Here is a 25,417-nt window from a genome sequence, read left to right on the forward strand (position 1 = left end):
GGGCTAGAGGCGGGCAGCAGGGGCAGGGGTAGGGGCCGGCAACAGCGCCGGGCCCCTCCTAGCCTTGCGGCACGTACGCGTTCGTGAAGGCGTCGCCCTCGAGCGGCTTCTCGAGGAGGTCCTGCTCGCTCATGAACGTCGCCATCGTGGCCCACACCTCGGCGTCGTTCGTGAAGAGCGGCTGCCCGTCCTGCGCGGACAGGAACGGGATGGTCGCCTCGAGCGTCGCGAGCGCGTCGCTCTTCGCCTCGTCCGTGTAGAGGGTCGGGATGTACTCGGCGGCGATGTCGATCGATTCCTCCGGGTTGTCGATCACGTACTGCGTTGCGAGGGCAAGCGCCTCGAGCACGGGCGAGATCGTCGCGTCGTCACCCTCGATGATCGAGTCGGCCACGCCGAGCGACGGGCCGACGAGGGTCGGCGCATCCGCCGGCGCGATCTCGATAGTGCGCACCGGGAAGCCCGCCGTCTCGAACTGGACCGCGTCGTTGTTGATGTAGCCCATGACGCCGTCGACGGCGCCCGTCGTGAGCGCCGCCTGCTGCGTGTAGCCGATGTGCTCGATCTTCACGTCATCGGCCGTCAGCCCGTTGCTCTGCAGCAGCGAGAGGAGCGCGAAGTAGGTCTGCCCGTAGGGGCCGGGCGTTCCGATCGTCTTGCCGCGTGCATCAGCGGCGGTCTTGATGTCGGAGCCTTCCGGCACGATGAGCGTCGCCGGGTAGGTGTTGTAGAGCGTCGCGACCGACGTGACCGGGATGTCTGCGGCGCGGGCCTGCGTGATCTCGTCGCCGCCCGCGTACACGAAGTCCTCCGTGCCGTTCGCGAGTGCCCCGAAGAGGTCTTCGCCCTCACCGTGGTGGCGCAGCTCGACGTCGACCCCCTCATCCTCGAAGAAGCCATTCGCCTCGGCGACGTAGAACGGCACGAACTGGATGTTCGGGGTGTACGTGAGCCCTATCGTGACGGCTCCCGCGGGCTCGGCCGTTGCGTTCGTGGCGTTGCCGTCGGCGGAGGTTGAGCAGCCGGCGAGCACCGCCACTGCGGCCACAGCGCCAGCGGCGATGACGGTGCGCATGACGCGCGACCGGCGAGAGGATCGGCCCGCGGTTGTTGGACGAGTGTTCATGAGCGTCTCCTGGTCGAGAGATGAGGGGGGTTTGGGTCAGGTGGGGAGCGGTTCGTCCGCGAGCACGCGGGCGCGACGCTTCGTCTTGGGCTCGTCGTCGTTCCAGGTGACTGCGTTCTGGAAGAGGCGCATGAGGACGTACAGCGCGACGGCGAGGAGGACGAGCATGAGGAGGGTCGAGAAGATCCCGGGGATGTCGTTGGCGTCGCGGTTGAGGGTGAGGAGCATCCCGAGTCCCCTGCCGCCCATCGTGAACTCGCCGACGACGGCGCCCGTGATGGACAGGGTCACTCCGGCTCGAATGCCCGCGAGCACGCTCGGCAGGGCCAGCGGCCCCTCGACCCACCACAGCAGCTGGTACCAGTTGGCGCCGTCGATGCGGCCGGCCTCGATGACATCCTGGGGCAACTGCCGCACGCCGAGAACGGTGGTCACGAGCATCGGGAAGAACGACATGATCGCGCACAGCACGACGGTCGGGGCGAGGCCGTAGCCGATCCACAGCACAAGCAGCGGGGCGAGCGCGATGGCTGGCACGGCCTGGGATGCGGCGACGTACGGGGTGACGGCGACGTCGACCCAGGGAAGCCTGGCGATGAGGTAGCCGAGCGGCACGGCGACGACGATCGCGAGGAGGCTGCCGAGGAGCGCTGCAGACAGCGTCACCCAGGCGTGGGCCAGCATGGGCCCTTTCGTCACGTCGAGCCAGAAGCGCTCGGCGAGGTGGCCCGGGGCGGGCAGGAACTGCGGCGAGATGAGGCCCGCCGCCGTGACGAGCCACCACACAGCGAGCACCGCTACGGCCACCGAGATCGGTGCGAGGATGCGTGCTGACGTCGTGTTCATCTACCCGGCTTTCGTGGAAAGCTCCGGGGATGACGAGGCGCGTGGGCTCGCCGAACTGGTCGACGGGTTCCACGAGCTGACGGTACGCCGAGGCGTGCCGTCACGTGCGCCTCCCTTCCGGACTTTCACCGTCGGTTCCGGAATTTCACCAGATCAGCCGCTCCCTTGCGGGAGCAGGTCGCGGACTATAACCGCCGGCTCGGAATTACACCGACCCCGGAGCACGTGGACTCTGCCGTCAGGTTACGCCAGGTCCCCGGGAAGCGCGACATCGTGACGCTCCGCGACAAGCGAACAGTGCAGCGACCAGCGCAGCGGAAGAGCTCGCCGCCGTCGCGATCAACTCGGGATGGGTTACACACACGCGGATGGCTTGCAACGCATCCCGAAGTGCGAAGGCCATCCCGAAACGTGGCTGACTAGCTGGCGGCCTGCGCCTCAGCTTTCTTCTTCGCGTTGCGGAGCTCGTTGGCGATGGCAGCCGCCGCGATTGGCTTCGCGAGGCCAAGGCGCTCGGCGATGCCGCCCGCGTCGAATTCCGCGTCAACCGTCACGCGGGTGCTCGCTGGCGTGATCGCCTGAGTGCGGACCTCGGCGGCGAACGATGCGCGGCCCTCGACCGACTCCCAGCGCAGGCGCTCGCCCGGCTCGTTGACGACGACCCTCGCGTCGATGGACCGGCGCTGGCCGACGAGCTCCACATCCCAGCGGATGAGGTCGGGGCCGAGCACTTCGACGTGCTTCACGATGCTGAGCACGCTGGGGAGCGACTCCGGCTCCGCGTACAGGCTGAAGAGCACGTCGACGGGCACATCGATGTCGATGGATTCACTCACGAAGGTCATGCGACGAGCGTAGCCGCCGCCACCGAAGTCTGCCCCCGGCTAGGAGCTCGCGGCGAGTGAACCCGTCGTGGATGCACCAGGGGTGGATGCGAAGCAGCGATAGCCGCGGAGCCCCGAATCCCAGTCGGCCTGGTTCAGCGGGTAGCTGGCCTCGATAACAAGGCCGGGAACGGCGGATGCCGCTGCCGTGTCAAGGACATCGCCCGCCTGGCAGGTGATCTGGGCTCGGTCGCGCAGCGCTTCCTCGCCCGGGTACTCGTCGCTGCCAGAGAGGGTGGTCGCCTCGACCTCGGCGAGCAGCTGGCCCGAGTGCTCGAGGGCGCAGTCGACCACCTCGAAGCGCGGCTCCCACGCCGACACGAAGTCCTGGATGCACTGCCCGGGTTCGAGCAGCGCCTCATCCACCCCGGAGAGCGGCACAGTCGTGATCGGCGAGCCTGCTGTCTCCTCCGGGGGCACGGTCCCGTCACCGAACGGCTGGAGCCAGACGCCGAGCGCGACCCCGCCGAGGACGAGCACGCCGATCAGCGCCGCCAGCACGCCACGGTTGCGGCGCCCAGCAGCTCCGCGGGTGGCGCTGGCGTCGTTGCCGACGCCAGCATCTGCGTTCGAGTCGTCTTTGTCGCTCACGAGCACGTCCGACTTTCAGCGTCTCTGAGACCGCTGTCCATCTTCAGTGCAATATCCGCCGGAACACGGACCGCTGGACGAGATCCGAGGCTTTCTGCACTGATGTTGGTCACGCCGCGAGTGCCTAGGCGAGGCCCAGGTCTCCGAGGCCGATGGCGGCGCGGTACGGGTACCCGGCGGCCTCGATGATGCCCTGCGCCTCGGTTGCGCGGTCGACGATGACGGCGACGCCGACGACGTTCGCGCCGACCTTCTCGAGGGCTTCGATTGCCTTGAGTGGTGAGCCGCCGGTCGTCGACGTGTCCTCGAGGACAACGACCCGCTTGCCTTCGAGGTCTGGCCCCTCGACCTGCCGACCGCGGCCGTGGTCCTTCGGTTCCTTGCGCACGACAAACGCGTCGACGATCTTGCCCTGCGCGAGTCCCTGGTGCATGACGGCGCTCGCGAGCGGGTCGGCGCCCATCGTGAGGCCGCCCACTGCGTCCACTGGCCCGAACTCCTCGATGAGGTCGAGCAGCACGCGACCCATGAGCGGGGAGGCGCGGTGGTCGAGGCTCAGCTTGCGGAGGTCGATGTAGTAGGTGGCCTTCTTCCCGCTCGTGAGGGTGAAGTCACCGTGGAACACGGCTTCGTCGCGGATGAGTTCGATGAGGGCGTCGCGGTCTGTCGTCACGGGTCAAGCCTACGACGCGAGCGACAAGGGTCGCGCCTGCCCCGCCCCTCTATTGGAGCGAGGGGCGGGGCAGGACAGGGCGGGGCGGGGCGGGATGTGCGCTCAGCCGCGGAGGCGGTGCGCGCCGACGGCGTCTGCGATCGTGGCCCCGGGGTGCTCGCTGCGCCACTCTCGCAGCTCAGCGCCGCTCGGGAGCGCTGCTGCGGAGCCCGTCGCCCGGTTGGGGGTCTCCCCCGAACCGGTTCGGGTATCGGTGCCGGACGTGAAACGCCCGAGGATGGGTGGCCCTGCAAAGACGACGAGCAGTGCCGCGACCGCGAGGCCCGCGGAGAGCAGCCATTGCCCCGTGATCAGACCGGTGGCGACGGCGGCTGCGAGGAGCGCCAGGGAACCTACTGTGGTGAGCGTTGCACGTGTGGACTCTTTCGACATCTCAACTCCTTGGTTTCCGGGGCCGGAGCCCCGGTCTTGTCAGGGTCGCGTATGGGGCTTGTCAGTGTCGCGCTCGGGCGCGCCCACTCGAAGCACTGCGCCGCGCTTACTCGAAGCACTGTTCCTTGATGGACGCGATGCCGATGAGCTCGGCGCCGAGCGATGCCAATGCGCCACCGGCAGCCTGCACCTTCTCGTAGTTGAAGCTCGCGCCCCAGAGCAGGTCGACCGCCTTCGCGACGCCACCGAGCTCATCGGCGAGCTTCTTGATCTTGAGGATCTTCGCCGCGGGGAATGCGACGCCGGCGATGGCGACCGCGATCGAGCCGATGCAGCCGGGGATGCTCGCGTCGCGAGTCGTCGATCCGCCCGTGTCCACGTCGGTGTTGGCCTCGATCCACGCGATCGTGGCCTCGTCGCCCTGCGCGAGCACAGAGTCGGGAACGGCTGTGATGTCTTCCAGGAACGCGGTGAGGTCGGCGGCCTTCTGCTCGTCGGTGAGGGTCGCGCTTGTGGAGGAGGCGAACGGGGAGGCGGCTGCCTCGCTCGCCGTCGCGGCCGCCTGGGCGGGGGCAGCGCTCGCGGCGGACGCACCGCCGATCGCGAGGGCGATGGCGGTGATGGAGCTGAGGCCGATCGTGCAGATCTTCTTGTTCATCGAGTTTGCCTTTCTCGTGATGCCGCCCAGGAGGCGGCCGGATCAATGCGTGCGATTGCCCTCTCATTCGAGCAAGCGGCGCGTTCGAGGTCAAACTCGTGGGCCGACACGCCCGGCAACAGCCGCAGGAATCCGCGCATTCAGGCAACTCACCGTTCGGCACGAGCGCAGCGAGGACGGCGGCGCCAGGGGCCGGCGAGGGGCGAACCTGAAAGTTCGCGCCTTTCTCGCCGGCCCCGGCGTCGCTACACCGGTCGCTACTCACCAGTCGCTGCTCACCGGCGCTGCGGTCAGCGGCTCAGGAACTCCAGCACAACTCGGTTCCACTCGTCGACGTGGCTGACGTTGACGCCGTGGGGCGCATCGGCGACGACGTACAGCTCGGATCCATCGATGGTCTCCTGCGTGCGTGCGCCCGACCCCTCAAACGGCACGGTCGCGTCGCTGTCGCCGTGGATAACCAGTGTCGGCACCTTCACTGCCTGCAGGTCGTCGCGGAAGTCGGTGCTCGCGAATGCCGCCATCGCCTGCAGCGCGGCGGGTTTGAAAGCCTGCTTCGTGAGCTCGATTGCCGCGAGACGTTCGTCCTCGGAGACGGCGAGCTTGTCGTCGACCGAGTAGAACGTGGTGATGAAGTCGTCGTAGAACGACTCCTGGTTGGCGGTGAGCGCCGCCGTCATCTTGGCGGCCTCGCCAGCCTCGAGCGGGCCGTCGGGGTTGGTGGCATTCTTGAGCAGGTATGGCGGCACGGCGGATGCGAAGACAACGCTGTGCACTCGCTCGTCGCCGAACTTCGCGAGGTAGCGGGCGACCTCGCCGCCGCCCATGGAGAAGCCGACGAGCGTGGCATCCCGCAGATCGAGCGCCTCGAGGACCGCCTGCAGGTCGTCGGCGAAATTGTCGTAGCTGTACCCGGTGAGGGGTTTGTCGCTGCGACCGAACCCGCGGCGGTCGTAGGTCACGACGCGGTAGCCGGCCGCCGCGAACGCGGGCACCTGGTGGTTCCATGCCTCCCCCGAGAGGGGCCAGCCGTGGATGAGCACAACCGGGCGTCCGGTTCCGCCCGTGTCGTCGACGTGGAGCTTCGTGTCGCGGAGCAGGCCGTGGTGTGCGGTGATCTCAGTCATTGCGTCGCCTTCCCGCGCCGCGATCTGCGACGCATCGACAATCGTTCGGAACGAACCTCCGCATCGGATCGGCGGCTCCCGGGCAACGCCCAGGAGCCGCCGAGGTCACGCGCGGGATGTCAGCGGCAGTATCGAATCTCGACCTGTCCTGCGTGCCCGCGGAGGTTCGGGACGTCGGGGTTGAGCGTCGACGTCGTGTACACGTTGGTGTTGACGCGCGCCGAGACTGTCCCCGAGGTAACCGCGGTCGTCGCGACGAAGGATGAACCCGCCGCTCCGGTCGAGACGGCCGCTGAGGTGCTGGTCTGGGCTCCGAAGCGTCCGCGGGCGATGCCGCCACCACCACCGCCGGCGTAGCCGCCACCACCGCCACCCGCGGAGGCGCTCAGGTTGCGGGTGCCGCTGATGGCGCCCAGCACTGCAGCGCCGTTTCCGCCGTTTCCGCCGATCGTCGTGCCGAAGCTTCCGCCGATGCTGCCCGAAACGGACGACACCTGCGACCATCCGGTCGTGGGGTTGGCCGTCGGACTCGGGAGGGTTGAGTAGGTCTGCGCGCCGCCGGCGATACCGCCGACGCCGGCAAGCGCGCCCGTTGGCGCGAGTCCGGGAGAGACGGAGAAGGTCGTCACGGTCTCGTTGATGCCGGCCATGCCGGAGCCGCGGCCGTTCGGGGAGGCGATAGCGCTTGCGGTGCCGTACTGGAGGCCCTGGAACGGCGCCGACAGCACCGCCTGCTGCTTCGTGCTGTTGGTGATGAACTCGGAGATGCCTCCACCACCGCCGCCGCCCGCGACGACCAGCGGCACACCGCTCGCGAGGGTGATCGCGCTCGCGCCGCCCCCACCTCCCGTGTAGATGGTGGCCTGGTTGCTCTGCGCGGGACGCGTCGGCGTGGAGCTGCCGCCCGCGCCGTAACCGGTGCCGCCGAGGGCGACCGTTCCGGTCACGTTCGAACCCAGCTGGCCGCCCTGGCCGACGTAGACCCGCAAGGAGAGCGGGGCCGTGAGCGCGGAGCCGAAGACAACCCGCCCCGTCGCGATGCCGCCCTGGCTGCCGGGAATCGTCGAGCTTCCCGAGCTCGAACCGCGCCCGCCGCCCGCGCCGCGCACGACGTAAGTGAACGCGCGGGTTCCGGTCGGCACTTCGACCGCTGTGAATGAACCTGGTGTGGTGAAAGGGACAACGGCGCCGGTGCAGACAGCCGAGGCGGCGAATGCCGGAGTCGCGGCAGCCAACGCGATGACCGGCACGCTCCACGCGGCACCCTGCAGCAGAGCCCGGCGGTTCGGGGATGGAATAGGGGAAGAGGAGGGGGTTTCGGACACGCTATTCCTTGGGTTCGGACCGGCACAGCTTCTCTGTGAGTTGCACCGGGATCAGAGAGGCGCGGTCGCAGAGGAGGGAGGGCACGGGGGATGCTCTCCGCAGTTCATTCGGAACCGCGCGAATCATGGATTGCAGGGTTCTGGCAGGAACTTGACACTGAGTTTACTGAAGATCGTCGCCTGCTCAGACGTCGATCGTGAAGGCGAGCAGCTGGAACGGCGCGCGCCCGTCCCCCGGGTCGACGGTGCGCACGCGCGACTCGAGGTTCGAGAAGCCGAGCCGCTCGTAGAGCCGGTGCGCCCGCACCATCTGCGGTCCGCTGTTCATGACCACCCGCCGTAGGCCGCGAAGGCGCGCGAGCTCGACCACGAGCCTCGTGAGGAGCGCACCGACCCCGCGACCGCGAGCGCCGGGGTCGACGGCAAGTAGCCGGAAGTCGAGCTCGTCGCCGCTTTCTGGCAGCGAGGTGAGATGCTCCCCCGGCTTCGGCGTCGTGACGGATCCGAGCAGCTCGCCGCTCTGCGCATCCACCGCAACCCAGACCTGGTGTGTCTCGGCGCGTTGCCCGACGGACACGATGTCGTCGCGATAAGCGCTGGAGATCTTGTACTCGAGCTCATAGGCCCGAAGGGACAGCTTGGCGACGGCCTCGATCTCGTTCGGGTGTACGAGCCTCACGACCGCACCGTGCTCGAGCTGCAGCGGCAGGCGGTAGTCGACGTGCGGGATGCGCCCCTCGGTTTCATCGGACTGGCTAGGCTCGCTGGTGCGTTGGTAGCCGAGGCCCTCGTAGAGCGTTTGGGCTGCGAAGTTCTTCCCGCCTGTGTCGAGCACAAGCGCGGATGCGCCCCAGCCGAGGGCAGTCTCGCTGGCCGCGAGCATGAGGCGCCGCGCGACGCCGAGCCGCTGCGCCGTCGGCGACACGGCGAGGAGGCGCACCTCCGCCTCATCAGCGACCGCGAGCCGCGACGGACCAGTACCCGCGCGGGCGATGCTGAGCGTGCCGACGATCTCGCCGCGGCTGGAGCCATGACCCGCACGCTCGGCGACCAGCACAGTGCCTGCGGCGGCGCGGCCCTCGACGTCACGCACGAAGCGCTGCCGTTCCTCTCGCACGGGAAGGTGTCCGTATGGCCCGGCCGCGAAAGCCGCCTCGCTGACGCGAACAACGTCTGGCCAGTCCGCGGGCTGCGCCTCGCGGACACGCACGGCTGCGGGCCTGGTCGCGTGCGCATCCTGGACTGCCACAGGTGCCGTCTGCGTCATGCGGCGGGCGCCCCAACAAGCTGCTCGCTCCACAGTGTCGTCGGGAACTCCTCGCGGAGCGCGGGGATGACGGCGGTCGCGAAGTACTCGAGCTGCTCCAGCTGCTGATCGTGCGGGAGGGTCGTTGGCAGGCTGATCGACTGCAGGTCGTGGTCGAACGCCCCGTGGAAGCGGCCGATCTTGTCGATCACCTGCTGCGGGCTGCCGACGAGCGCGGGGCCGTCGGCGATGGCGTGGTCGATGTCGCGGAAGACGGAGTTGTTGCCTGGCACGTTCGTGGCGGCGACGAGTGCCTCGTAGACGGGGCCGTACTGCTCTTTGGCTTCCTGCGAGGTTTCGGCGATGAAGAGCGACCCGGCACCGGCGCCGACGTACGCCGTGCTCGGGTCGTGGCCGTGGCGCTCGAACTCGTCGCGGTAGTGGCGCACGAGCACCTCGTAGTTGCGGAGCGGCTGGATGGCATTCGCCGAGAAGAGCGGGTCGCCCCACTTCGCGGCGAGGGCCGCAGAGGCGAGGGTCGTCGCCGAGCCGTGCCACACGCGGGGCGGGCCGGCGTAGGGCCTGGGCAGGGTCGTGACCTTCGTGAGCGGGCGCGTGAACTCGGTGCCTGGCCAGTCGAGGTCAGTCTCGCGCCACAGCTGCCGCAGGAGCGCGTACTTCTCAGCGAGGAGCTCCCACTGGTCGTCGATTTCGAGGCCGAAGAGCGGAAACTGGGCGACCTCGTTGCCCTTGCCGATCGTGATCTCGAGGCGGCCGCGGGAGAGCTGGTCGATGGTGGCGAAGTCCTCGGCAACCCGCACGGGGTCGAGGATGGAGAGCACCGTCACGCCCGTCTGGAGACGGATCGTGGACGTCTGCGCGGCGATGGCCCCGAGGAGCACGCTCGGCGACGACGAGAGGAAGCGGCCCGCGTGGCGCTCGCCCACGGAGAAGGCGTCGAAGCCGAGCTCCTCGGCGCGCAGCGCGAATTCGAGGGTCTCGTGGAGGCGCTCCGATGGGGTCAGCTGCTCCCCTGTGACGGGGTTGGCGACATACGGGACGATGTCGAGGACCTGGAACTTCACGCCGACGCGCTTTCTGCGTGCTCGCCGGCCTTCGCGAGCGGCGTCTTCTCGCCGGCCTCGACGCCGACCGGGAGGCGGTTCTCGGCGGGCGGCAGGGGGCACGTCGCGAAGACCGTGTACGCGCACGGCAGGTTCACGGCGCGGTTGAAGTCGACCGTGACGCGCCCATCCGCATCCGGTGCCGAAACCGAGAGGGCGCGGTTGGCGGCGTACGTCGTGAGCCCGCTCGTGGCATCAGTGAACAGCACCAGCAGCGAACCCGCCTCGTGGCCGTTGAAGGCCGTGAGCGAGAACTGCTCTCCGCGCAGCTCGAAGTTGACCTTGCCTGGCGAGGAGTACACGTGCTCAAGCCCCTCGACGGCGGCGCCGACGGTGACGTCGCGCGGCTCGTCGAATGCCTCGAAAGTGCCCTCGGCGCGCCACCGCAGGTTGGGCAAGTACGTGGGGGTTCCCGAGTAGGCGGCCAGGTAGTTGTAGTCCGGGTCGCGGGGGCGCACGATCGTGAAGCCGCCACGCTTAGCGATCTCGATCAGCACCTTGCCGGCACGCGCATTGACGCCGTCGCGCTCGGCGATGCATGGGAAGCGGTGGAGACGCGGGCCCTGCAGGAGCAGGCCGTCAGCCTCGAGCGTCTCACCGTCGGCGAGGTCAACGATCGCCCGCCCATCCTCGAGCGACCAGGTGCCGGGGATGCCCTCGATGGCCTGCGGCTCCTCGGAGAGGAAGTTGAGGCTCGTCACCGCGAGGAAGCCGTGGCCGTCTGTGCGCCGCTTCTCGTGCTCGACATGCCACGCCTCCCAGTCCTGGTTGAACTGGGCGCGGTCGACGGATGCGTCTTGGACGAGAGAAACCGAGGTGCTCATGCGGGGATGGTAGGCAGACGCCGCGTGCATCCGTAAGACGGGGACTACGCCGGGCTACTCAGGGCGTCACATTGCGCAAGGCGGGCGGTGAGTTTCGCGCGATGCCGTGGAAACACGACCGCAACACACTTCGTTCGTTCGCGTAACACGACCGCCGCGCAGGCGAAACAGGCTGAGCGCAAGCTGAATGCACCCCGACGCCCCACGTGCGTCCCTTGCAGAGAGGTCTACAACGATGGATCAAGGAAATACCGCATTCATCCTCTTCGCGGCGGCGCTCGTGCTGCTGATGACACCAGGACTCGCCTTCTTCTACGGCGGCCTCGTGAAAGCGAAGAGCGTCATCAGCATGATGATGATGAGCTTCGGCGCGATCGGCCTGATCGGCGTCCTGTGGGTGCTCTTCGGCTACTCGATCGCATTCCCGGCGGCTGAGGGCCTGAGCCCGCTCTTCGCGATCGACCCTTCCGCGATGGGGCTCTCCAGCCTCCTCGAGGTTCCGGAAGACGCCGCCTACCCGCCGCTCGCGTTCGCCGCCTTCCAGGCGACCTTCGCGATCATCACCGTCGCTCTCGTGTCCGGTGCGATCGCGGACCGCGCGAAGTTCGGCTCGTGGATGATCTTCGCCGGCATCTGGGCGACCGTCGTCTACTTCCCCGTCGCCAGCTGGGTCTTCAACTTCGGTCTCGCCGAAGACGGCTCCTTCGCGTACGGCGGATGGACCACCTACGGCTTGCAGGAGACGTTCGGCCTCGGCGTCATCGACTTCGCCGGTGGCACCGCAGTGCACATCACGGCTGGTGCGGCAGCCCTCGCCCTCGCGCTTGTCCTCGGCCGCCGCGTCGGCTTCGGCAAGGGAGCGCATGTCCCCCACAACCCGCCGTTTGTGCTCCTCGGCGCGGGCCTCCTCTGGTTCGGCTGGTTCGGCTTCAACGCCGGCTCGGAACTCGCAGCTGATGGCGTCGCAGCTCTCGCCGTCGTGAACACGATCGCAGCACCCGCGGCGGCGCTCCTCGCGTGGCTCGTCGTCGAGAAGGTCCGCGATGGCAAGCCCACCTCGGTTGGTGCCGCATCCGGTGCGGTCGCGGGCCTCGTCGCCATCACCCCGGCCTGCGCTTCGCTCGACCCGGTGTGGGCGATCCTCCTCGGCGTCATCGCCGGCGCGGTCTGCGCACTCGCGATCGACCTCAAGTTCAAGCTGGGCCTCGATGACTCGCTCGATGTCGTAGGCATTCACCTCGTCGGCGGCCTCATCGGAACCCTCTACCTGGGCTTCTTCGCCAACGGAACCGGCCTGTTCCTCGGTGGCGACGGCACGCAGCTCCTCGTGCAGGCCATCGCGGCCTTCGCCATCATGGCGTACTCCTTCGTCGGCGCCCTCGTGATCGGGTTCATCATCCACAAGACGATCGGGTTCCGCGTCAAGGACGAGGACGAGATCGCAGGCCTCGACACCGTCTCGCACGGTGAGGCCGGCTACGTGCTCGAGGATGCCCGCGTCTAGCATCCGCCCCGCACGACGAGCATCCGCTCACTGACTATGAAGGTGGCGGCACAGTTTCCCGACTGGCCGCCACCTTCTGGCCATTTCTCCCCCGGTCGGCTGACCCCCACCAACCGAGCTTCACGCAGATTGGACGCCGTTCGATGAAGATCGTCACGCCGCAGTCGCTGCCACGGGAACGACTGGGCACGGACCTCCGCTCCGGGAGCGTGCACGAGATCTGGCGGGACCCCGACGACGAGGTCGACCCGAGGTGGAGCCTGTCCCTCGTCGATGTGAAGCGCAACGTGAAGTCGCTGCACAGGCCGGAAGGCACGGTCGACCATTGGCTCGGCATCAGCGGGCCGCAGCTGCGGCTCGTGGATGGCACCCGGCAGGAGAAGGTGCGGGCCGACCACCAGATCGTCGTCGAGTCGACGACGCCGCTCCTCCTGCTGCGCAGCTCCATCGGCCGCGCGAAGAGCACCAGGCTGCTGCGGGTGACACGCAAGTCGGAGATGCAGCCCATCATCCTCGGGCGGGTGTTCGTGAGCGACCCCATCGAATTCGACCCCGACGTTCGGGCCATCTACCTCATCAGCGGCCGCCTTCGTCTCGCCGACACCGAGCTCGCCGAGGGCGAGGCAGCCATCTTCGACGAGACCGTCCCGCCGGTCATGCACTCCGACGGCGCCTTCGTGGCGACCATGGCGATCCCCTGCGTGGAGCTCGGCGCCTGACTAGCCCAAAGTCCATGCAAAGTCAAGAGATTCAGGTCTAACTGCCCGGTTCATTAGCGTCGTCCGCCGACACCATGGGCACCTTCATCTACGACAACACACCGGCCGAGTTCGACGACCGGGTGCTCGCGCACCTCGAAGTCGTCGTCTCGACGAAACTCAGGCGCGGCGAATCGTTCCTGCTGAGCTGGCGCAACGACCCCCTCGCCGGCGGCGGCCGCGACGCCGTGTGGATGAGCGCCAACGTTCCCGTGCTGTTCAACTACCAGGGCGAACGACCGGCTGACCTGGACACCCGCGCCGTGGAGCGACTCCTGCGAATGGCACACAGTCCCGGAGGGGTCGTCGCGCCGAGCCCTGAAGACCTCAGACCGCTCTAGCGTTCCGTCCGGGTTGCCTAGCCGTTTGGCGGGGTGGCGCCATCGCTCGGTGCTCCCCCGCCGCCCATCCCGGTAGCCGCCCCCTGCGCAACACTGTTGGCGTAGTCGTTGGTCGGGTCGCGGTAGATGGTGTGCACGTGGCCCCACCCGCTCGTGTTGACGCCGCTCACATCAGCCCCTGCCGAGCCCTGCTGGCCCGCGAACTCGACGTACGCCTTCGGGCCAGAGATCTGGAAGTAGATGCCATCGCCCTGCGTCATGTCGTAGACGGTCTCACCGGACCAGTTGATGTACGTGTCGTCGAGGGTCGCCTCGATCTCCGCGAGCGCGTTCGCCGTGGTCTCCTCATCGGCGAGCCCGACCCAGTTGGCGATGACGTCGAGGAGGAGCTGCTTCTGCTCGTCGGTCAGCTCAGACCCCGCCAGCCCGGTGCCGGTCGGGTAGTCGCAGGTCGAGCCCGGCGCGCAAACCATGCTGGCGATCTGTTCCCCCTGGTAGAGCTTCGCCTGCTGCTCGGCCGTGAGGCTGTCGTAGAACGCGAACGCGCTCTCGTAGATTGCAGCAAACGGCTGCACCTCGTTGCCGTCCTCGTCGGTGTAGACGGCTGGCTGCACGCCGAGGTGGGTTGGTGCGAACGTGATGGCATCCGATGCGCCGTCGAGCGTCGCGTTGATGCCGAGGTGGTGCCCACCGAACTGCACTTCCCACGCGCTCGAGTCGGAGGCGTCGCCGAGGAAGGCGATGTAGTACTGGCCGAGCGAGTCCTCGGTGCTGCTGCTGTTGTCGAGGAGGTACTGGTCGCCGTTCATGATGCCCGTGACGGTCGTGTAGCCCTCGTCGCTGAGCAGCGCCTCGAGCACCTTGAGGGCGGCGGCCCGCTGCACCTCGGTCAGGTCGGTGAGGTTCAGGCCGGCGCGCTCGACGAACGTGACGGGGAAGTTCGACCACGACGTCGACTTCGTCTCGTCGTCGTACGCGTAGGTGAGCTGCTCGACCTGCTCAGCCGCGAGGGTCGCCATGAACGCCTCGGCCGCGGACGTCGTGTCGGCGATCGTCTGCGCCGTCGTTCCGGCTGACACGTCGGCAACGGCACCGGTGCTCTCCGGCGTCGCGACGGCAGAGCTGGTCGCCGTGGCAGTGACGGCGCTCGCCGCGCTGTCCACGGCGGCGCATCCCGACAGGACGAGGCTGCCTGCGAGCAGGACCGAGGCGATCCAGGCCGTCCTCTTGCGGCCCGAGCGCCGCTTCGCGTTCACGTCTACAAGCTTGATGTTCTCCATGGCCCCGAAGGTACGAAGCGGGACTATCGCTTCCCTACGCGGATCCTATGGAGTTCCTACGACACAGGCCCTACGACACGTAGGAGCTACGACACGGGCCCTACGACACGTAGAGCTCGGCGTAGCCGGCGACCTCACGCGCGTACTCGGCGGGCAGGTTGTAGGCCGAGATGGCGGAGTTCCAGCCGTCGTCGGTCGTGAGGTCGCCGCCCCGCTCACACAGGTAGGCGGCCGCCGTCTGCACGGCGTCGTCGATGTGATGCGGGTCGGCGACGCCGTCAAAGTTCGCGTCCTGCCCATGCTTCGCCCAAGTTTCGGGGATGAACTGCATGGGGCCGACTGCGCGGTCCCACTCGGTGTCGCCGTCGAGGGCGCCGCTGTCGGTGTCCGGGATCGCGAGGAAGCCTGCGCTGCCGTCGAGAGGCACTCCGATGATGGGCGGTTCGACCTGGCCGGAGTCGAGCACCTGAGACCCGCCGTACGTGCCGTGCTTCGACTCGACCGCGCCGATGCCGGCGAGCGTGTTCCAGCCGATGCCACACTCCGGGCGCGTTTCCGCAACGCGGATGGCGGCTCCCGCGTATGCCGAGAGGGCCCGCACCGGGATGCCAGTCGCCTCGGACGTCGCCTGCACCCAGGTGGGCGACGGCAGCTCGGCGACGGGCACATCCCAGATCCCGTACTCGCCCGACTCGGGAAGCAGTTGCGCGGGGGCAGCCGGGTAGCCCTCCGCCGCGGGGTCGAGGTAGGGCTCCGTCTGCACCTGCTGCTCCTGCATTCCACTGCCGACCTCATCCTCGCCGTAGGCAGGCGAGAAGAAGGACCCGGCGCATCCCGTCAGCAGCGAGGCCGAGGCGACGCCGACGCCGGCCACCAGGAGGAGACGGGTGCGAGCGGGGGAGCTTGCAGACGAGATGATAATTCTGACCTTCCTGGGGTCGGCAGTTGGGAACAACAGGCGGGAACAGCAGTTGGGAACGGCAGGCGGGAACGCTTGAGCCCCGAAGAGCACAGCGTACGTGCGACGGCGGACACTCGACTGGATGCGCGCCGAGGGCCGTCACGATCCCAGCTCGCAGAATCCGGTCGCCGGCGCAGGTTTAGTGCACCGGAGGTTGCGCGGCCTCAGCGGTACCAGGAATCGCCTCGGTTTTCTTGTCTGGCACGAGCTTCAGACCGATGACGGCGAGGATGATGCCGGAGATGAAGACGGCCTTCCACGGCGAGAACGCTTCGTCGCCGGTCGCCATCGCGTAGATGACGGTGAGCGCCGCCCCGATGCCAACCCACACGGCGTAGGCGGTGCCGATCGGGATGCGCGCGGCTGCCCAGCCGAGGCCGAGCATGCTGAGCACGACGCCGACGAAGAAGACGATCGTTGGGACCGGCTGCGTGAACCCGTCCGACTGGCCGAGGGCCGTGGCCCAGACGGCTTCGAGGATGCCGCTGACGATGAGCGCGATCCAAGCCATGGTCAGCTCACCACCTTGAGGCCGACGACGGAGCCGACGAGGAGCAGGAGCAGCATCACTCGGGCGACGGAGACGCGTTCCTGCTTGGTGACCATCGCCCAGATGACGGTGAGGGTCGCACCGATGCCCACCCACACGGCGTAGGCGGTGCCGGTCGGCAGTTGCGTCATAGCCCACGCGAGGCCAGCCATGCTGACCGTGAGCGACGCGAGGAAGACGACAACGGGGACGGGTTTCTTGAACCCGTTCGACGCGGAGAGCGCTGAGGCCCAAACGGCCTCGAGCATTCCAGACAGAATCAATACGATCCAAGCCACGACAAGTCCTTCTGAGTCAGTCTTGTCGTGGTGCGGGTACTGCTCCCTCGTCCGCAAGCCCGATTCCGGGGCTTCAACGTCCAACGTTAGCAACAGCCCGCGCCCTTGGCCAGGGCAGATGAGCCTCAACGTGCACGTGCTGTGCGGATGCACAGGCAAGTCGAACGCACGCTCGCTCTTCGAAGCCTGCCCTTCGATGCACACGGTCGGATGCACAGGGTCGGATACACACGGGCAGTTGCACACGGGCTGTGACACACGGACTGTTGCACTCAGGCTGTTGCACACGGTCGGATGCACACAGGGCCGTTGCGCACAGGCCGTTGCACACAGTGGCGCGCCTGACAAGGGCGAACCTCACGCTCGGGCCGCGCCGCAGACTTGGAGCATGACCTCCTCCGCGTCTGCACCTTCGCCGAGCCCTACCCTCAAGCGCGATGTCACGGGCCTGCTGCTCTTCGTCTTCATCCTGGGCGATGTGCTCGGGGCCGGGATCTACGCCCTCGTCGGCACCATCTCGGGTGAGGTCGGCGGCGTCACGTGGCTGCCGCTGCTGGTCGCGCTCGGCATGGCGCTGCTCACGGCGGCGTCCTATGCCGAGCTCGTCACGAAGTACCCGAAGGCGGGCGGGTCGGCGGTGTTCGCGCAACGCGCCTACCGTTCGGAGTTCGTGTCGTTCATGGTGGGCTTCTGCATGCTCGCGGCGGGTGTCGTGAGCGCCGCGAGCCTCGCTCTCGCCTTCAGCGGCGACTACCTGGCGACCTTCATCGACTTGCCACCAGTCGTCGGCGCGACCCTCTTGCTTGTGCTCATCGCCCTCGTCAACCTGCGCGGCATCAAGGAGTCGCTGCGCTCGAACATCGTCATGACCTGCATCGAGCTGACCGGTCTCGTGCTTGTCGTGGTCCTCGTCGGGGTACTCGTCGCGGGTGGCGGCGGGGACATCGGCAGGGCCGTCTCGTTCGGCGACGACATCGACCCGTTCCCCGCGGTGCTCGGTGCTGCTCTGCTCGCCTACTACTCGTATGTGGGGTTCGAGACCTCGGCGAACCTCATCGAAGAGGTGCGCGAACCGTCGAAGGTGTACCCGAAGGCGCTGTTCTTCTCGCTCCTGACGGCCGGAGCCATGTACATGCTCGTCGGTACGGCCGCCTCCATCGCCGTCCCATCGAACGAGCTCGCCGAGTCGACCGGGCCCCTGCTGAACGTCATCGCAGCAACCGGGGTGCCCGTGCCTGCTTGGCTGTTCAGCGCGATCGCCCTCATCGCGGTTGCCAACGGAGCCCTGCTGACCATGATCATGGCGAGCCGCCTCACTTACGGCATGGCAGGGCAGGGGCTGCTGCCGCGGATGCTCGCGCGCGTGCTCCCCGGGCGTCGCACCCCGTGGGTCGCGATCATCGTCACGACGGCCTGCGCAATAGCACTCACCGCCACGGGCGGGGTCGCCGTGCTCGCCGAGACCGTCGTCATCCTGCTGCTGATCGTGTTCATCAGCACCAACCTCGCGGTGCTCGTGCTGCGGCGCGACAAGGTCGACCACCCCCACTTCAAGGCCTGGACCGTGCTGCCCGTGCTTGCGATCATCACCTGCATCGTGCTGCTCACCCAGCAGAGCGGCGAGGTGTGGCTGCGCGGCGGCATCATCGTGGCCGTCGGCGTCGCCACGTACCTTGTGCTGCGGTTCGCGCGACGGCGGGACAGCGAGGGAAACGCGGGCCGAGACAGCTCAAGCCCGAACAACTCGAGCGGGACCAACTCGAGCGGGGACACCTCGACCGGGACCAACTCGAGCGTGACCTAGCCTCTACACCCTCGCCTCCGTTCGCGATACCCCTTGGTCAATCACAGTGCCGTTTGGTCTGGTGGAGCCAACGGCGCCCCACGGCGTCGTACTCAACGACGAGGAGATTCCCCTATGTACTTCCACGCGCAGACCTGGATCAACGACATCGCGGACGGCGAACCGGACCCGACGGCGGCGAACGCCCTGCAGGAGGGGCTCGGTGGGCAGTTCGGTGAGATGCGCACCATGATGCAGTACCTCTTCCAGGCTATGAACTTCCGCGGCCCGACGGCGAAGCCGTACCGTGACCTCATCCAGGGCATCGGCACCGAGGAGATCAGCCACGTCGAGCTCATCGGAACCACCATCTCGCGGCTGCTCGACGGGTCGCCCGAGTACACGGGCAAGCTCACCGACCCCGTCGACAAGCCGGGCGCCGGCGGTGCCACGCCCTTGAAGATCGCCCTCGACACCAGCAACATCCACCACTATCTGGTCGGCGCCCAGGGCGCCCTGCCGGTGGATGCGGCCGGCAATCCGTGGAGCGGCAGCTACGTGTACAACTCCGGCAACCTTCCCCTCGACCTGCTGTACAACCTCATGCTCGAGTCGACGGGGCGCCTGCAGAAGTGCCGCATCTACGAGATGACGGACAACCCGACGGCGCGGGGCACGATCGCCTACCTCATCGTTCGCGACCAAGCGCACGAGAACGCGTACGCCAAGGCCCTCGAGACGCTCGGCGTGAGCTGGAAGTCTCTGCTCCCCATCCCCAAGACGAACGCCGAGTCGTTCCCGGAGGTGAAAGAGCTGCTCGACCTGGGACTGCAGAGCAAGCAGTACTCGTTCGACCTCGACGGGAAGTCGGAGGCGGGCAAGATCTTCCAGGGGGCGTCCCCGTCGAATGACGGAACAACATTGGATGCCTCGGAGCAGGCCCCGGCCGGCGCCCCTTCGTTCATCGCCGACGAGCGCCTCGAAGAGTTCGCGCCTGGCCTCGACGCCGACCTGCTGACGCTCATCCAAGCGACCGCCGAGCTCGAGCTCTCCGAAGTCAACGGGTTCTACGGCCCGACGACGGCGTAAGAGCAGAGCAGAGCAGGCCAGCGCAGGCCAGAGCAGTCAGGCAGAGCAGAGCAGAACAGGCCAGAGGAGAACAGAGGAGAACAGGCCAGAGCAGCGCAGGCCAGCGCAGGCCAGCGCAGTCAGGCAGGCCAGAGCAGAGCAGAGCTACCCCTCGCGGCAGCTCCTCGTGACCGCACCGTGCGGCGGCGAGGAGCTACGCGGGCGAGCTGGGCTGAGACGTCGGCGCGTTGAAGGTCGCACGCATGGACCGAGGGCCCGCATTGACCACAAGGACCGCATGGACCGCACGGACCGAGGGACCACAAGGACCGCAAGGCGATCGGCGGCCAGCCGGAGCCGGGCACGGACGTTGGTACGGACACGCACACGCACACGCACACGTACACGGACACGGACACGGACACGGACGCTCGGACACGGACAACGCCGTCACCTCCTCGACCCTGCACCGATCAGAACGGTGGAGGGTCGAGGCCTGCCTCTGGGCCAAGCGCTGGGCCAAGCGCTGGGCCGGGAACCCCGCCGGGCGCCGGGCCAGGTTCGGCCCCCTGCGGCTGCACCCGGTAGGCCACGCCCCCGATCTCCACGCCCGGTTCGCCGGGCGGCGAGGGCCCGAACGTGACGCCTCTCGGTTCAGGAACATCGTTCAGCACGATGCCCGTCGGCGACGTCCACTCCATGACACCGCCGGGCAACTGGCTGACCTCCCAGCCGGTGCTGCCCTTCACCGTGTGGTTCCACCGGCAGAGGTCGGCGAGGTTGACGAGGCTCGTCGGCCCGCCCTCTGATGCCGGGATCGTGTGGTCGAGGTCGCAATTCTCTGCGGGGAGCCGGCAGCCCGGGAACCTGCAGTGCACATCCCGTGCCCGGAGCCACGCCCGCATCGCCTCGGTCGGCCGGTAGCGGTCGACCTCGACGACCGTTCCCGTGATCGGGTGAGTGAGGATGCGCTCGAAGGCCGGAACGTTGGCGGCGAGGGCTTTGGCCACGCTCATCGGGATCGGCGTGACGCCGTCCAGGAGCGCGGGCGTCGTGTCGAACGCGCCGCCGTCGCCATTCTGAGCGTCGAGCATCGTGAGCACCGGCATCGTGAACGACGCCTTCGCGGTGATGCCTGCCACCTCTGGGCAGGTCGTCAGTTCGCCCGTGAGCAGCAGCTCAGCGAACACGTCGGCCCGCACCTGGTGGAACGTTCGCGGGTCGTCGGAATCGGCGCCCCGAGCCGCGATGATCGCCTTCGCCATCTCAGACAGACGCCCGTCGATCGCCGTCAGCACGGGCAGCGAGTGCCGCCCGCCGAGCGAGCCCATGCCGTCCCCCTCGCTCGTGACAAGCACAGCCCGCGACGCCATCGCGTGCTCATAGCGCTCCTCAAGCGATGACGCCGTCAGCCGCTCTGCCTGCTTGATGGCGAAGTCCTTCAACCTGCCAGGCGACGTCGAGCGGGCCTTCTCGAGCACCACTTGCACGAACAGCTGGCGACGCGCAGCCTGCTCAGCCGGGTCGTCGTGCACGATGATCGTGCCCGCCTCACACACGATGCGGGCGTGCACCATCGACACCTCGCCCGCCGCGAGCGCCCCGTGAACCAGCGGGAAGTCCTCCGTGAGGACCGCCGAGCGACCCATGATTCCCGCCACGGCCTGCCTCGACGTGTTCGTGACCGCGGCGATCTCCGCCTTCCACGAGCGCAGTGCCCACTCCTGCTCGAGGGTGCCCTCTCGTTCGTCTTCGGCAACCGCCGTTCGTGCCGCCAACGCATAGGCGCGCGCCTGCTCGGCCTGCGCGCGGGCGAGGTCGGCTTCTGCGTCGGCGACGAGCCGGACCACGAGGAAGCGCTCGAGCATACGTACGCACTCGACAACGCGAACGGGTGGCTTCCACCCCTCCGGGATTCTCGTCGCGAGCGCTTCATCGATCATGCGACCAGCCTCCACCCGACCACCGACATTCTTGGTCCGGTCCGACAATCTCTTCGAGAACCTGCCAGAGCATTCCCCGAATCTGCAGATCCCCGCACGGTAGAACGGGCTGGTGCAGACCTTCCTCCCCTATGCGGACTTCGCCGAATCAGCGAGAGTGCTCGACCGGCAACGCCTCGGCAAACAGCGCGTCGAGACCCTGCAAGTCATGAAAGCGCTGACCGTGCCCGGGTACGGGTGGCAGCAGCATCCGGTCGTGAAGATGTGGGTCGGGTACGAGAGGACCCTCCTCGCCTACCAGGACGCGTTCTGCGCCGAGTGGGTGGGGCGCGGATATGCGGACACCTGCGCCGAGAAGACGCTCGCCGCCTTCGAGGAAGCGGCGGCAAGCAGAGGGCCGGACTTCAAGGAGTCCGGCCCTCCGCCTTGGCTCGGCGACGAGGCCCTGCACGAGTCGCACCGCTCGAAGCTCATTGCCAAGGACGAGGAGTTCTACGGCGCCCTCTTCTCCGACGCCGAACGCGGCCTCGAGTATGTTTGGCCGGGCGTCACCTCGAAGTGACGCCGTGTCTCGCGCCTTCCCGTGCGGGTGTAGCCGTCTCCGCCGAACTCCTCGCTCGAGACTTGCGCCTCTCGACGAGCCCGAGGCCAAGATCGAGCACCACAAACCCGGCAAGCGCCACGCCTATGAGCGGCAGGAACAGCCCGATCACGGCGGCACCTGTCAGCACGAGCGCGACGCCCCACCAGGGAGCACGCCTGAGCGCTCCCCGCGGCGGCACATCACCCACGAGCCGCGACGGGTCGCGCCTCGGACGCCGCTGCCACCACATCACGTAGCCCCACACGACCATCCCCGCGATACCAACCGCGACCGCGAAGAGCACAAGCTGGTTGGCGAGGCCGAACAGCGAACCCATGTGCAGGTCGATGCCCCAGCGGCTGAGCTTCGCCATCAGCCCGAACTCGGCGAAGTCGACGCGGTCGGTGACCTGCATCGTCGCCCCGTCAATGGCGACCGCGTCCACCTCGGTCGGGAAGCTCCGCTGGATCTCCTGCACAACCCACGCAGCACCGGGCTCCGTCGGTGGCCTGATCTCGACGAGCCCCGTATTGACGTTCACCTCGTGGGCGACGGACAGCACCGAGTCGTAGGCGCCCGGGCTGAGCTCGCCGCGCTCAGCACTCGGCGCCGGTGCCCCCGCCCCATGCCCGCCGTGCCCCGCGTGCTCGCCCGCGCCGCCCGCGCCCGCCTCGGCATCACCATCGAGGCTCGTGCTGAGCGACGGCGTCGTCCATCCCACTGCGGCGCGCAGCTCGGTGAAGTTCGCCCCGCCGTACTGCGACCAGGTGATGCCGGTCGCCGAGAGGAAGAGCGCGCCCGCGAGCACCCAGATGCCGGTGGATGCGTGCAGGCTGCGGGTGCGCGCGAACCCGTTCGCCCTGAAGTTCGGCCGCAGAAGGTCGCGCTCACGCGAGGAACGTCTGGCCCGGCGCGCCCGCCGATAGCGGGTCACCCAGAGGCCGAGCCCCGCGAGGGCAACAACACCGAGCCACGACGCGGCGAGCTCGCTGTAGAGCCGGCCCGCGTCGCCGAGGTGGAGGCTGCGGTGCAGGTCGGAGATCCAGGTGCGCAGAGGCAGGGACCCCGACGTGCCGTAGACGGGCAGCTCGCCGCGGATCTCGGCCGTCGCCGGGTCGACGAAGACCGCTCGGGTCTTGCTCTCCCCGAGGGTCGCATCCGCGTACATAACTCGCGTCGTGTCGCCCGGGTTCGGAGCAGGACGGACGGCGACGATCGTCGCCCCCTGCCCGATGTAGGCGTCAGTCGCCTCGATCTGCTCGGCGAGCGGAAGGGAAGCGCGCGCGAGCGGCGCGTGCAGCTCGTGGTTGTAGACGAGCTGCTCAAGCTGCGGAGTCAGCGCATAGAGGGCACCGCTTGTTGCCGCGACGAGAATGAACGGGCCGACACACACGCCGGCGTAGAAGTGCAGGCGCAGGAGCAGCTGCCCGAACCATCCTGCGCGAGCACGCGGGCGGGTGGCTGGTCTCGTCGGGCTCGTCGGCCTCATCGGAGGATCCCTTCGCCGATGTAGCCGCCGTCCGCGCACCCTGGCGGTACGACGAAAACTGCCGAGCCGATGGGCGTCGTCCATTCGTTGAGCAGGTCGAGCTCGTCGAGGCGCTTCTGGACGGGCACGAACTGCGCGTCCACATCGGCCTGGAAGGCGATGAAGAGCAGCCCGGAGTTGGATATCTCCTCACCCGTCGGGGCGTCGTCGTAGTTGTAGGCGCGGCGGAAGAACCGCTCGGCCGTGTTCTCCGACCGTGCCCGGCGCAGGTGCGAGAACTCGGCGATCACCGGGAAGCCCGCTGCGTTCTTCGCCGCGAAGTCGGGTTCGTCGTGCTCCTCGACGCCCGTGAGCGGTGCACCGTTCGCGAGCGTGCGCCCCACCGACTGCTCGCGTCCGCTGCGGTCGAGCCTGTCCCATTTGTCGAGATCCATGCGGATGCGCCGCACCACCATGCCAGTCCCGCCCGCAAACGCGCCCTCGCGTATCCACACGAGCTGCTCGAAGTCGAGCGTCGGCGGGGCCGGGTTGACCGTGCCGTCGACTTGCCCGAACAGGTTCCGCATCGTTGTGCCCGTGGCCTCCGAGCCGCGCGCCCGCCGGAACCCGGGCTGGGTCCAGCGCACGGTTGCGAAGCTGCGGGTGTCCTTCAGCAGCATGCGCAGGGCGTGGGCCACGGTGAAGGGGTCGTCCGACGCGATCTGCAGCAGCAGGTCGCCGTCGCTCCACCCGGGCTCCAGGCGGTCGATCCCGAACGCCGGAAGCGGGCACAACCATGCGGGTGCCTCGTTCGAGGTCATGGCTGCCGTGGGTGCTGTGGATGCGCGGCGCACGAACTCGGGCCCGAACCCGAACGTCACGGTGAGGTTCGCGGGCACGAGGGCGAGCTCGGGCTCGGAGTCAGCGAGCGCCGGCTCGCCTTGCGTGAGCCGCGCCGCGTCGTCGGTGAGGAGCTGCATGAGCCGACGCAGCGCGTCGCGGTCGATGCCGTCGCGCAGGTCGAGCGCAACCAGGGTCGCGTGGGCCTGCGGCGTCGTCGCGATGCCGGACTGGTGCGTCCCGTAAAAAGGGACGACGTCAGTCCCCGACGGGGCGTCGGCGTTGTGGGCGTCGGTGTTGTGGGTGTCGGTGTTGTGGGCGTCGGCCCTGCCCTGCTCTGCGACCGGGGTCGCGAGCCGGAGCGCCTGGTCTGCGCCGATGGCCGCGGCCGCGCCGAACCCGGCGACAGCTCCCCCGAAGAGAAGCTGCCGCCGTGTCGGACGCGTGCGACCAGTCGCCTGGTCGCCCGGCACTAGCTGTTGTCCGTGTGCTCGGAGTGGTCCGCCTCAGAGTGGTCCATCTCCATGTCGCCACCCATGTCACTCATGTCGTCGTCCTCGTAGTTCTCGTTGGCGCCGGCGTAGTCCTTCGCGGGGGCCGTGAACTCAAGCGTGGATTTGTCCGAGAAGGTGAGCGTGAAGCTCAGCTCGTCGCCAGCGACGACGGGCTCTGGCAGGTCCATGAGCATGATGTGGTTGCCGCCTGGTTCGAGCGTCAACGTCTCCCCTGCCGCGATCGTGAAGCCTCCGCCCTTCTCGCGCATTGTCATCTCGCCCGTCTCGTTCTCCACGGTCTCGTGGAGTTCGAGGGCGGTGGATGCTGGGCTCGCGACCGACACGATCGTCACGTCGCCCTCACCCGTGTTGTTGATCTCGCCGAACGCGGCCGACATGCCGGAGTCGGCCGCTTTGACCCAGGCGTTCTCGACGCTGACGGCATCGGCCTGCGGTGTCTCCGAGGCCGAGGCCGAGCCTTGGGCTGGCGCGCTCGCGGCCGTGCACCCGGTGAGAGCAAGCGCCGCCGACGCGAGGAAGGCTACCGCCGCGAACGGGCGGTTGAGCTTCAAGGCCCCAGACGTGCCTGTGGAGCTGGACCTGCCTGCGGCGCTGGACGTGCCTGTGGAGCTGGACGTGCCTGTGGAGCTGGACGTGCTTGTGGTGCTAGACGTGCTGGTCATGAGTGGTGTTCCTTTGCGAGAAGAAGA

The 25,417-nt window shown here is 68.2% G+C and carries 26 protein-coding genes and 2 riboswitches; of the genes, 6 read left to right on the top strand and 20 right to left on the bottom strand.

Annotation, left to right across the window (positions count from 1 at the left end):
- Window positions 1–58: 58 nt before the first annotated feature.
- The 12 genes from C5B85_RS17825 to C5B85_RS17880 all read right to left on the bottom strand — a co-directional run bounded on the left by C5B85_RS17825 (window position 59) and on the right by C5B85_RS17880 (window position 10,856).
- The gene (locus tag C5B85_RS17825) at window positions 59–1,126 is read right to left on the bottom strand and encodes an ABC transporter substrate-binding protein (protein WP_104287355.1); all 1,068 of its coding nucleotides are present in this window, start codon (window positions 1,124–1,126) and stop codon (window positions 59–61) included.
- Between the two features lie 36 nt (window positions 1,127–1,162).
- On the bottom strand, window positions 1,163–1,972 hold the full coding sequence (locus C5B85_RS17830) for an ABC transporter permease (RefSeq protein WP_104287356.1): 810 nt from the start codon (window positions 1,970–1,972) through the stop codon (window positions 1,163–1,165).
- Window positions 1,973–2,073: 101 nt separating this feature from the next.
- A riboswitch (FMN riboswitch) is annotated at window positions 2,074–2,200 on the bottom strand.
- A 191-nt stretch (window positions 2,201–2,391) separates the two neighbouring features.
- Window positions 2,392–2,817 (bottom strand): SRPBCC family protein, encoded by a 426-nt coding sequence (locus C5B85_RS17835; protein ID WP_104287357.1) that lies wholly within the window; start codon window positions 2,815–2,817, stop codon window positions 2,392–2,394.
- Between the two features lie 39 nt (window positions 2,818–2,856).
- Window positions 2,857–3,447: a hypothetical protein gene (locus C5B85_RS17840; protein WP_146078011.1), complete on the bottom strand. Its 591-nt coding sequence runs from the start codon at window positions 3,445–3,447 to the stop codon at window positions 2,857–2,859.
- A 124-nt stretch (window positions 3,448–3,571) separates the two neighbouring features.
- Window positions 3,572–4,120, bottom strand: a complete 549-nt coding sequence (gene pyrE / locus C5B85_RS17845; protein WP_104287359.1) for an orotate phosphoribosyltransferase — start codon at window positions 4,118–4,120, stop codon at window positions 3,572–3,574.
- Between the two features lie 102 nt (window positions 4,121–4,222).
- The gene (locus C5B85_RS17850; RefSeq protein ID WP_104287360.1) at window positions 4,223–4,552 is read right to left on the bottom strand and encodes a hypothetical protein; all 330 of its coding nucleotides are present in this window, start codon (window positions 4,550–4,552) and stop codon (window positions 4,223–4,225) included.
- A 106-nt stretch (window positions 4,553–4,658) separates the two neighbouring features.
- A complete protein-coding gene (locus C5B85_RS17855) occupies window positions 4,659–5,210 on the bottom strand; it encodes a hypothetical protein (RefSeq protein ID WP_104287361.1) in 552 nt (183 codons plus the stop codon).
- 290 nt (window positions 5,211–5,500) lie between these two features.
- Window positions 5,501–6,337: an alpha/beta fold hydrolase gene (locus C5B85_RS17860; RefSeq protein ID WP_104287362.1), complete on the bottom strand. Its 837-nt coding sequence runs from the start codon at window positions 6,335–6,337 to the stop codon at window positions 5,501–5,503.
- A gap of 119 nt (window positions 6,338–6,456) precedes the next feature.
- Complete coding sequence (locus C5B85_RS17865) at window positions 6,457–7,662, bottom strand: hypothetical protein (protein WP_146078012.1); 1,206 nt, start codon at window positions 7,660–7,662, stop codon at window positions 6,457–6,459.
- Between the two features lie 184 nt (window positions 7,663–7,846).
- Window positions 7,847–8,929, bottom strand: a complete 1,083-nt coding sequence (locus C5B85_RS17870; protein WP_104287364.1) for a GNAT family N-acetyltransferase — start codon at window positions 8,927–8,929, stop codon at window positions 7,847–7,849.
- Window positions 8,926–9,993 (bottom strand): LLM class flavin-dependent oxidoreductase, encoded by a 1,068-nt coding sequence (locus tag C5B85_RS17875; RefSeq protein WP_104287365.1) that lies wholly within the window; start codon window positions 9,991–9,993, stop codon window positions 8,926–8,928. The genes C5B85_RS17870 and C5B85_RS17875 overlap by 4 nt, the downstream gene beginning before the upstream one ends.
- Window positions 9,990–10,856 (bottom strand): DUF1684 domain-containing protein, encoded by an 867-nt coding sequence (locus tag C5B85_RS17880; RefSeq protein WP_104287366.1) that lies wholly within the window; start codon window positions 10,854–10,856, stop codon window positions 9,990–9,992. The genes C5B85_RS17875 and C5B85_RS17880 overlap by 4 nt, the downstream gene beginning before the upstream one ends.
- 235 nt (window positions 10,857–11,091) lie before the next feature.
- Between C5B85_RS17880 and C5B85_RS17885 the strand changes: the two genes are divergently transcribed.
- The 3 genes from C5B85_RS17885 to C5B85_RS17895 all read left to right on the top strand — a co-directional run bounded on the left by C5B85_RS17885 (window position 11,092) and on the right by C5B85_RS17895 (window position 13,459).
- Window positions 11,092–12,360, top strand: coding sequence for an ammonium transporter (locus C5B85_RS17885; RefSeq protein WP_104287367.1), 1,269 nt, complete (start codon window positions 11,092–11,094; stop codon window positions 12,358–12,360).
- A 143-nt stretch (window positions 12,361–12,503) separates the two neighbouring features.
- Entirely contained in the window at window positions 12,504–13,079 is a 576-nt protein-coding gene (locus C5B85_RS17890) for a hypothetical protein (protein WP_104287368.1), read from the top strand.
- Window positions 13,080–13,153: 74 nt separating this feature from the next.
- Window positions 13,154–13,459 (top strand): ATP-dependent DNA ligase, encoded by a 306-nt coding sequence (locus C5B85_RS17895; RefSeq protein WP_104287369.1) that lies wholly within the window; start codon window positions 13,154–13,156, stop codon window positions 13,457–13,459.
- A 17-nt stretch (window positions 13,460–13,476) separates the two neighbouring features.
- Here the strand turns inward: C5B85_RS17895 and C5B85_RS17900 are convergent, their stop codons facing one another.
- From C5B85_RS17900 to C5B85_RS17915, 4 genes are all read right to left on the bottom strand, one after another.
- The gene (locus C5B85_RS17900) at window positions 13,477–14,739 is read right to left on the bottom strand and encodes a DUF3500 domain-containing protein (protein WP_104287370.1); all 1,263 of its coding nucleotides are present in this window, start codon (window positions 14,737–14,739) and stop codon (window positions 13,477–13,479) included.
- A 100-nt stretch (window positions 14,740–14,839) separates the two neighbouring features.
- Window positions 14,840–15,613: a lytic transglycosylase domain-containing protein gene (locus C5B85_RS17905; protein WP_258070898.1), complete on the bottom strand. Its 774-nt coding sequence runs from the start codon at window positions 15,611–15,613 to the stop codon at window positions 14,840–14,842.
- Window positions 15,614–15,839: 226 nt separating this feature from the next.
- Complete coding sequence (locus tag C5B85_RS17910; protein ID WP_104287371.1) at window positions 15,840–16,211, bottom strand: multidrug efflux SMR transporter; 372 nt, start codon at window positions 16,209–16,211, stop codon at window positions 15,840–15,842.
- Window positions 16,212–16,213: 2 nt separating this feature from the next.
- Window positions 16,214–16,528 carry a multidrug efflux SMR transporter gene (locus C5B85_RS17915; RefSeq protein ID WP_104287392.1) on the bottom strand — a complete coding sequence of 105 codons (315 nt, stop codon included), beginning with the start codon at window positions 16,526–16,528 and terminating at the stop codon, window positions 16,214–16,216.
- Window positions 16,529–16,538: 10 nt separating this feature from the next.
- Window positions 16,539–16,605: riboswitch (guanidine-III (ykkC-III) riboswitch) on the bottom strand.
- Window positions 16,606–16,916: 311 nt separating this feature from the next.
- Between C5B85_RS17915 and C5B85_RS17920 the strand changes: the two genes are divergently transcribed.
- Window positions 16,917–18,332 (top strand): APC family permease, encoded by a 1,416-nt coding sequence (locus C5B85_RS17920; RefSeq protein WP_104287372.1) that lies wholly within the window; start codon window positions 16,917–16,919, stop codon window positions 18,330–18,332.
- 114 nt (window positions 18,333–18,446) lie between these two features.
- Window positions 18,447–19,400 carry a manganese catalase family protein gene (locus C5B85_RS17925; protein ID WP_104287373.1) on the top strand — a complete coding sequence of 318 codons (954 nt, stop codon included), beginning with the start codon at window positions 18,447–18,449 and terminating at the stop codon, window positions 19,398–19,400.
- A gap of 452 nt (window positions 19,401–19,852) precedes the next feature.
- Here the strand turns inward: C5B85_RS17925 and C5B85_RS17940 are convergent, their stop codons facing one another.
- Window positions 19,853–21,322, bottom strand: a complete 1,470-nt coding sequence (locus tag C5B85_RS17940) for an HNH endonuclease signature motif containing protein (RefSeq protein WP_104287375.1) — start codon at window positions 21,320–21,322, stop codon at window positions 19,853–19,855.
- Between the two features lie 112 nt (window positions 21,323–21,434).
- Here C5B85_RS17940 and C5B85_RS17945 point away from each other — a divergent pair, with 112 nt between their 5' ends.
- The gene (locus C5B85_RS17945) at window positions 21,435–21,884 is read left to right on the top strand and encodes an MSMEG_6728 family protein (protein WP_104287376.1); all 450 of its coding nucleotides are present in this window, start codon (window positions 21,435–21,437) and stop codon (window positions 21,882–21,884) included.
- Here the strand turns inward: C5B85_RS17945 and C5B85_RS17950 are convergent.
- Genes C5B85_RS17950 through C5B85_RS17960 form a run of 3 tightly spaced genes read right to left on the bottom strand, consistent with a single transcriptional unit; the run spans window position 21,871 to window position 25,390 of the window.
- Complete coding sequence (locus C5B85_RS17950; protein WP_104287377.1) at window positions 21,871–23,394, bottom strand: PepSY domain-containing protein; 1,524 nt, start codon at window positions 23,392–23,394, stop codon at window positions 21,871–21,873. The two genes, C5B85_RS17945 and C5B85_RS17950, sit on opposite strands and share 14 nt — an antisense overlap.
- Window positions 23,391–24,686 carry a Dyp-type peroxidase gene (locus tag C5B85_RS17955; protein ID WP_104287378.1) on the bottom strand — a complete coding sequence of 432 codons (1,296 nt, stop codon included), beginning with the start codon at window positions 24,684–24,686 and terminating at the stop codon, window positions 23,391–23,393. Before C5B85_RS17955 ends, C5B85_RS17950 begins: the two co-directional genes overlap by 4 nt.
- The gene (locus tag C5B85_RS17960) at window positions 24,686–25,390 is read right to left on the bottom strand and encodes a copper chaperone PCu(A)C (RefSeq protein ID WP_104287379.1); all 705 of its coding nucleotides are present in this window, start codon (window positions 25,388–25,390) and stop codon (window positions 24,686–24,688) included. The genes C5B85_RS17955 and C5B85_RS17960 overlap by 1 nt, the downstream gene beginning before the upstream one ends.
- Window positions 25,391–25,417 lie beyond the last annotated feature (27 nt).

The sequence above is a fragment of the Pseudoclavibacter sp. AY1F1 genome, from assembly GCF_002931075.1.
Taxonomy (GTDB): Bacteria; Actinomycetota; Actinomycetes; order Actinomycetales; family Microbacteriaceae; genus Pseudoclavibacter.

Coding starts and splice junctions, on each gene's coding strand:
- C5B85_RS17825 (WP_104287355.1), bottom strand. CDS start 1,126: ATGAACACTCGTCCAACAACCGCGGGCCGATCCTCTCGCCGGTCGCGC.
- C5B85_RS17830 (WP_104287356.1), bottom strand. CDS start 1,972: ATGAACACGACGTCAGCACGCATCCTCGCACCGATCTCGGTGGCCGTA.
- C5B85_RS17835 (WP_104287357.1), bottom strand. CDS start 2,817: ATGACCTTCGTGAGTGAATCCATCGACATCGATGTGCCCGTCGACGTG.
- C5B85_RS17850 (WP_104287360.1), bottom strand. CDS start 4,552: ATGTCGAAAGAGTCCACACGTGCAACGCTCACCACAGTAGGTTCCCTG.
- C5B85_RS17855 (WP_104287361.1), bottom strand. CDS start 5,210: ATGAACAAGAAGATCTGCACGATCGGCCTCAGCTCCATCACCGCCATC.
- C5B85_RS17860 (WP_104287362.1), bottom strand. CDS start 6,337: ATGACTGAGATCACCGCACACCACGGCCTGCTCCGCGACACGAAGCTC.
- C5B85_RS17870 (WP_104287364.1), bottom strand. CDS start 8,929: ATGACGCAGACGGCACCTGTGGCAGTCCAGGATGCGCACGCGACCAGG.
- C5B85_RS17880 (WP_104287366.1), bottom strand. CDS start 10,856: ATGAGCACCTCGGTTTCTCTCGTCCAAGACGCATCCGTCGACCGCGCC.
- C5B85_RS17885 (WP_104287367.1), top strand. CDS start 11,092: ATGGATCAAGGAAATACCGCATTCATCCTCTTCGCGGCGGCGCTCGTG.
- C5B85_RS17890 (WP_104287368.1), top strand. CDS start 12,504: ATGAAGATCGTCACGCCGCAGTCGCTGCCACGGGAACGACTGGGCACG.
- C5B85_RS17895 (WP_104287369.1), top strand. CDS start 13,154: ATGGGCACCTTCATCTACGACAACACACCGGCCGAGTTCGACGACCGG.
- C5B85_RS17900 (WP_104287370.1), bottom strand. CDS start 14,739: ATGGAGAACATCAAGCTTGTAGACGTGAACGCGAAGCGGCGCTCGGGC.
- C5B85_RS17910 (WP_104287371.1), bottom strand. CDS start 16,211: ATGGCTTGGATCGCGCTCATCGTCAGCGGCATCCTCGAAGCCGTCTGG.
- C5B85_RS17920 (WP_104287372.1), top strand. CDS start 16,917: ATGACCTCCTCCGCGTCTGCACCTTCGCCGAGCCCTACCCTCAAGCGC.
- C5B85_RS17925 (WP_104287373.1), top strand. CDS start 18,447: ATGTACTTCCACGCGCAGACCTGGATCAACGACATCGCGGACGGCGAA.
- C5B85_RS17940 (WP_104287375.1), bottom strand. CDS start 21,322: ATGATCGATGAAGCGCTCGCGACGAGAATCCCGGAGGGGTGGAAGCCA.
- C5B85_RS17950 (WP_104287377.1), bottom strand. CDS start 23,394: ATGAGGCCGACGAGCCCGACGAGACCAGCCACCCGCCCGCGTGCTCGC.
- C5B85_RS17960 (WP_104287379.1), bottom strand. CDS start 25,390: ATGACCAGCACGTCTAGCACCACAAGCACGTCCAGCTCCACAGGCACG.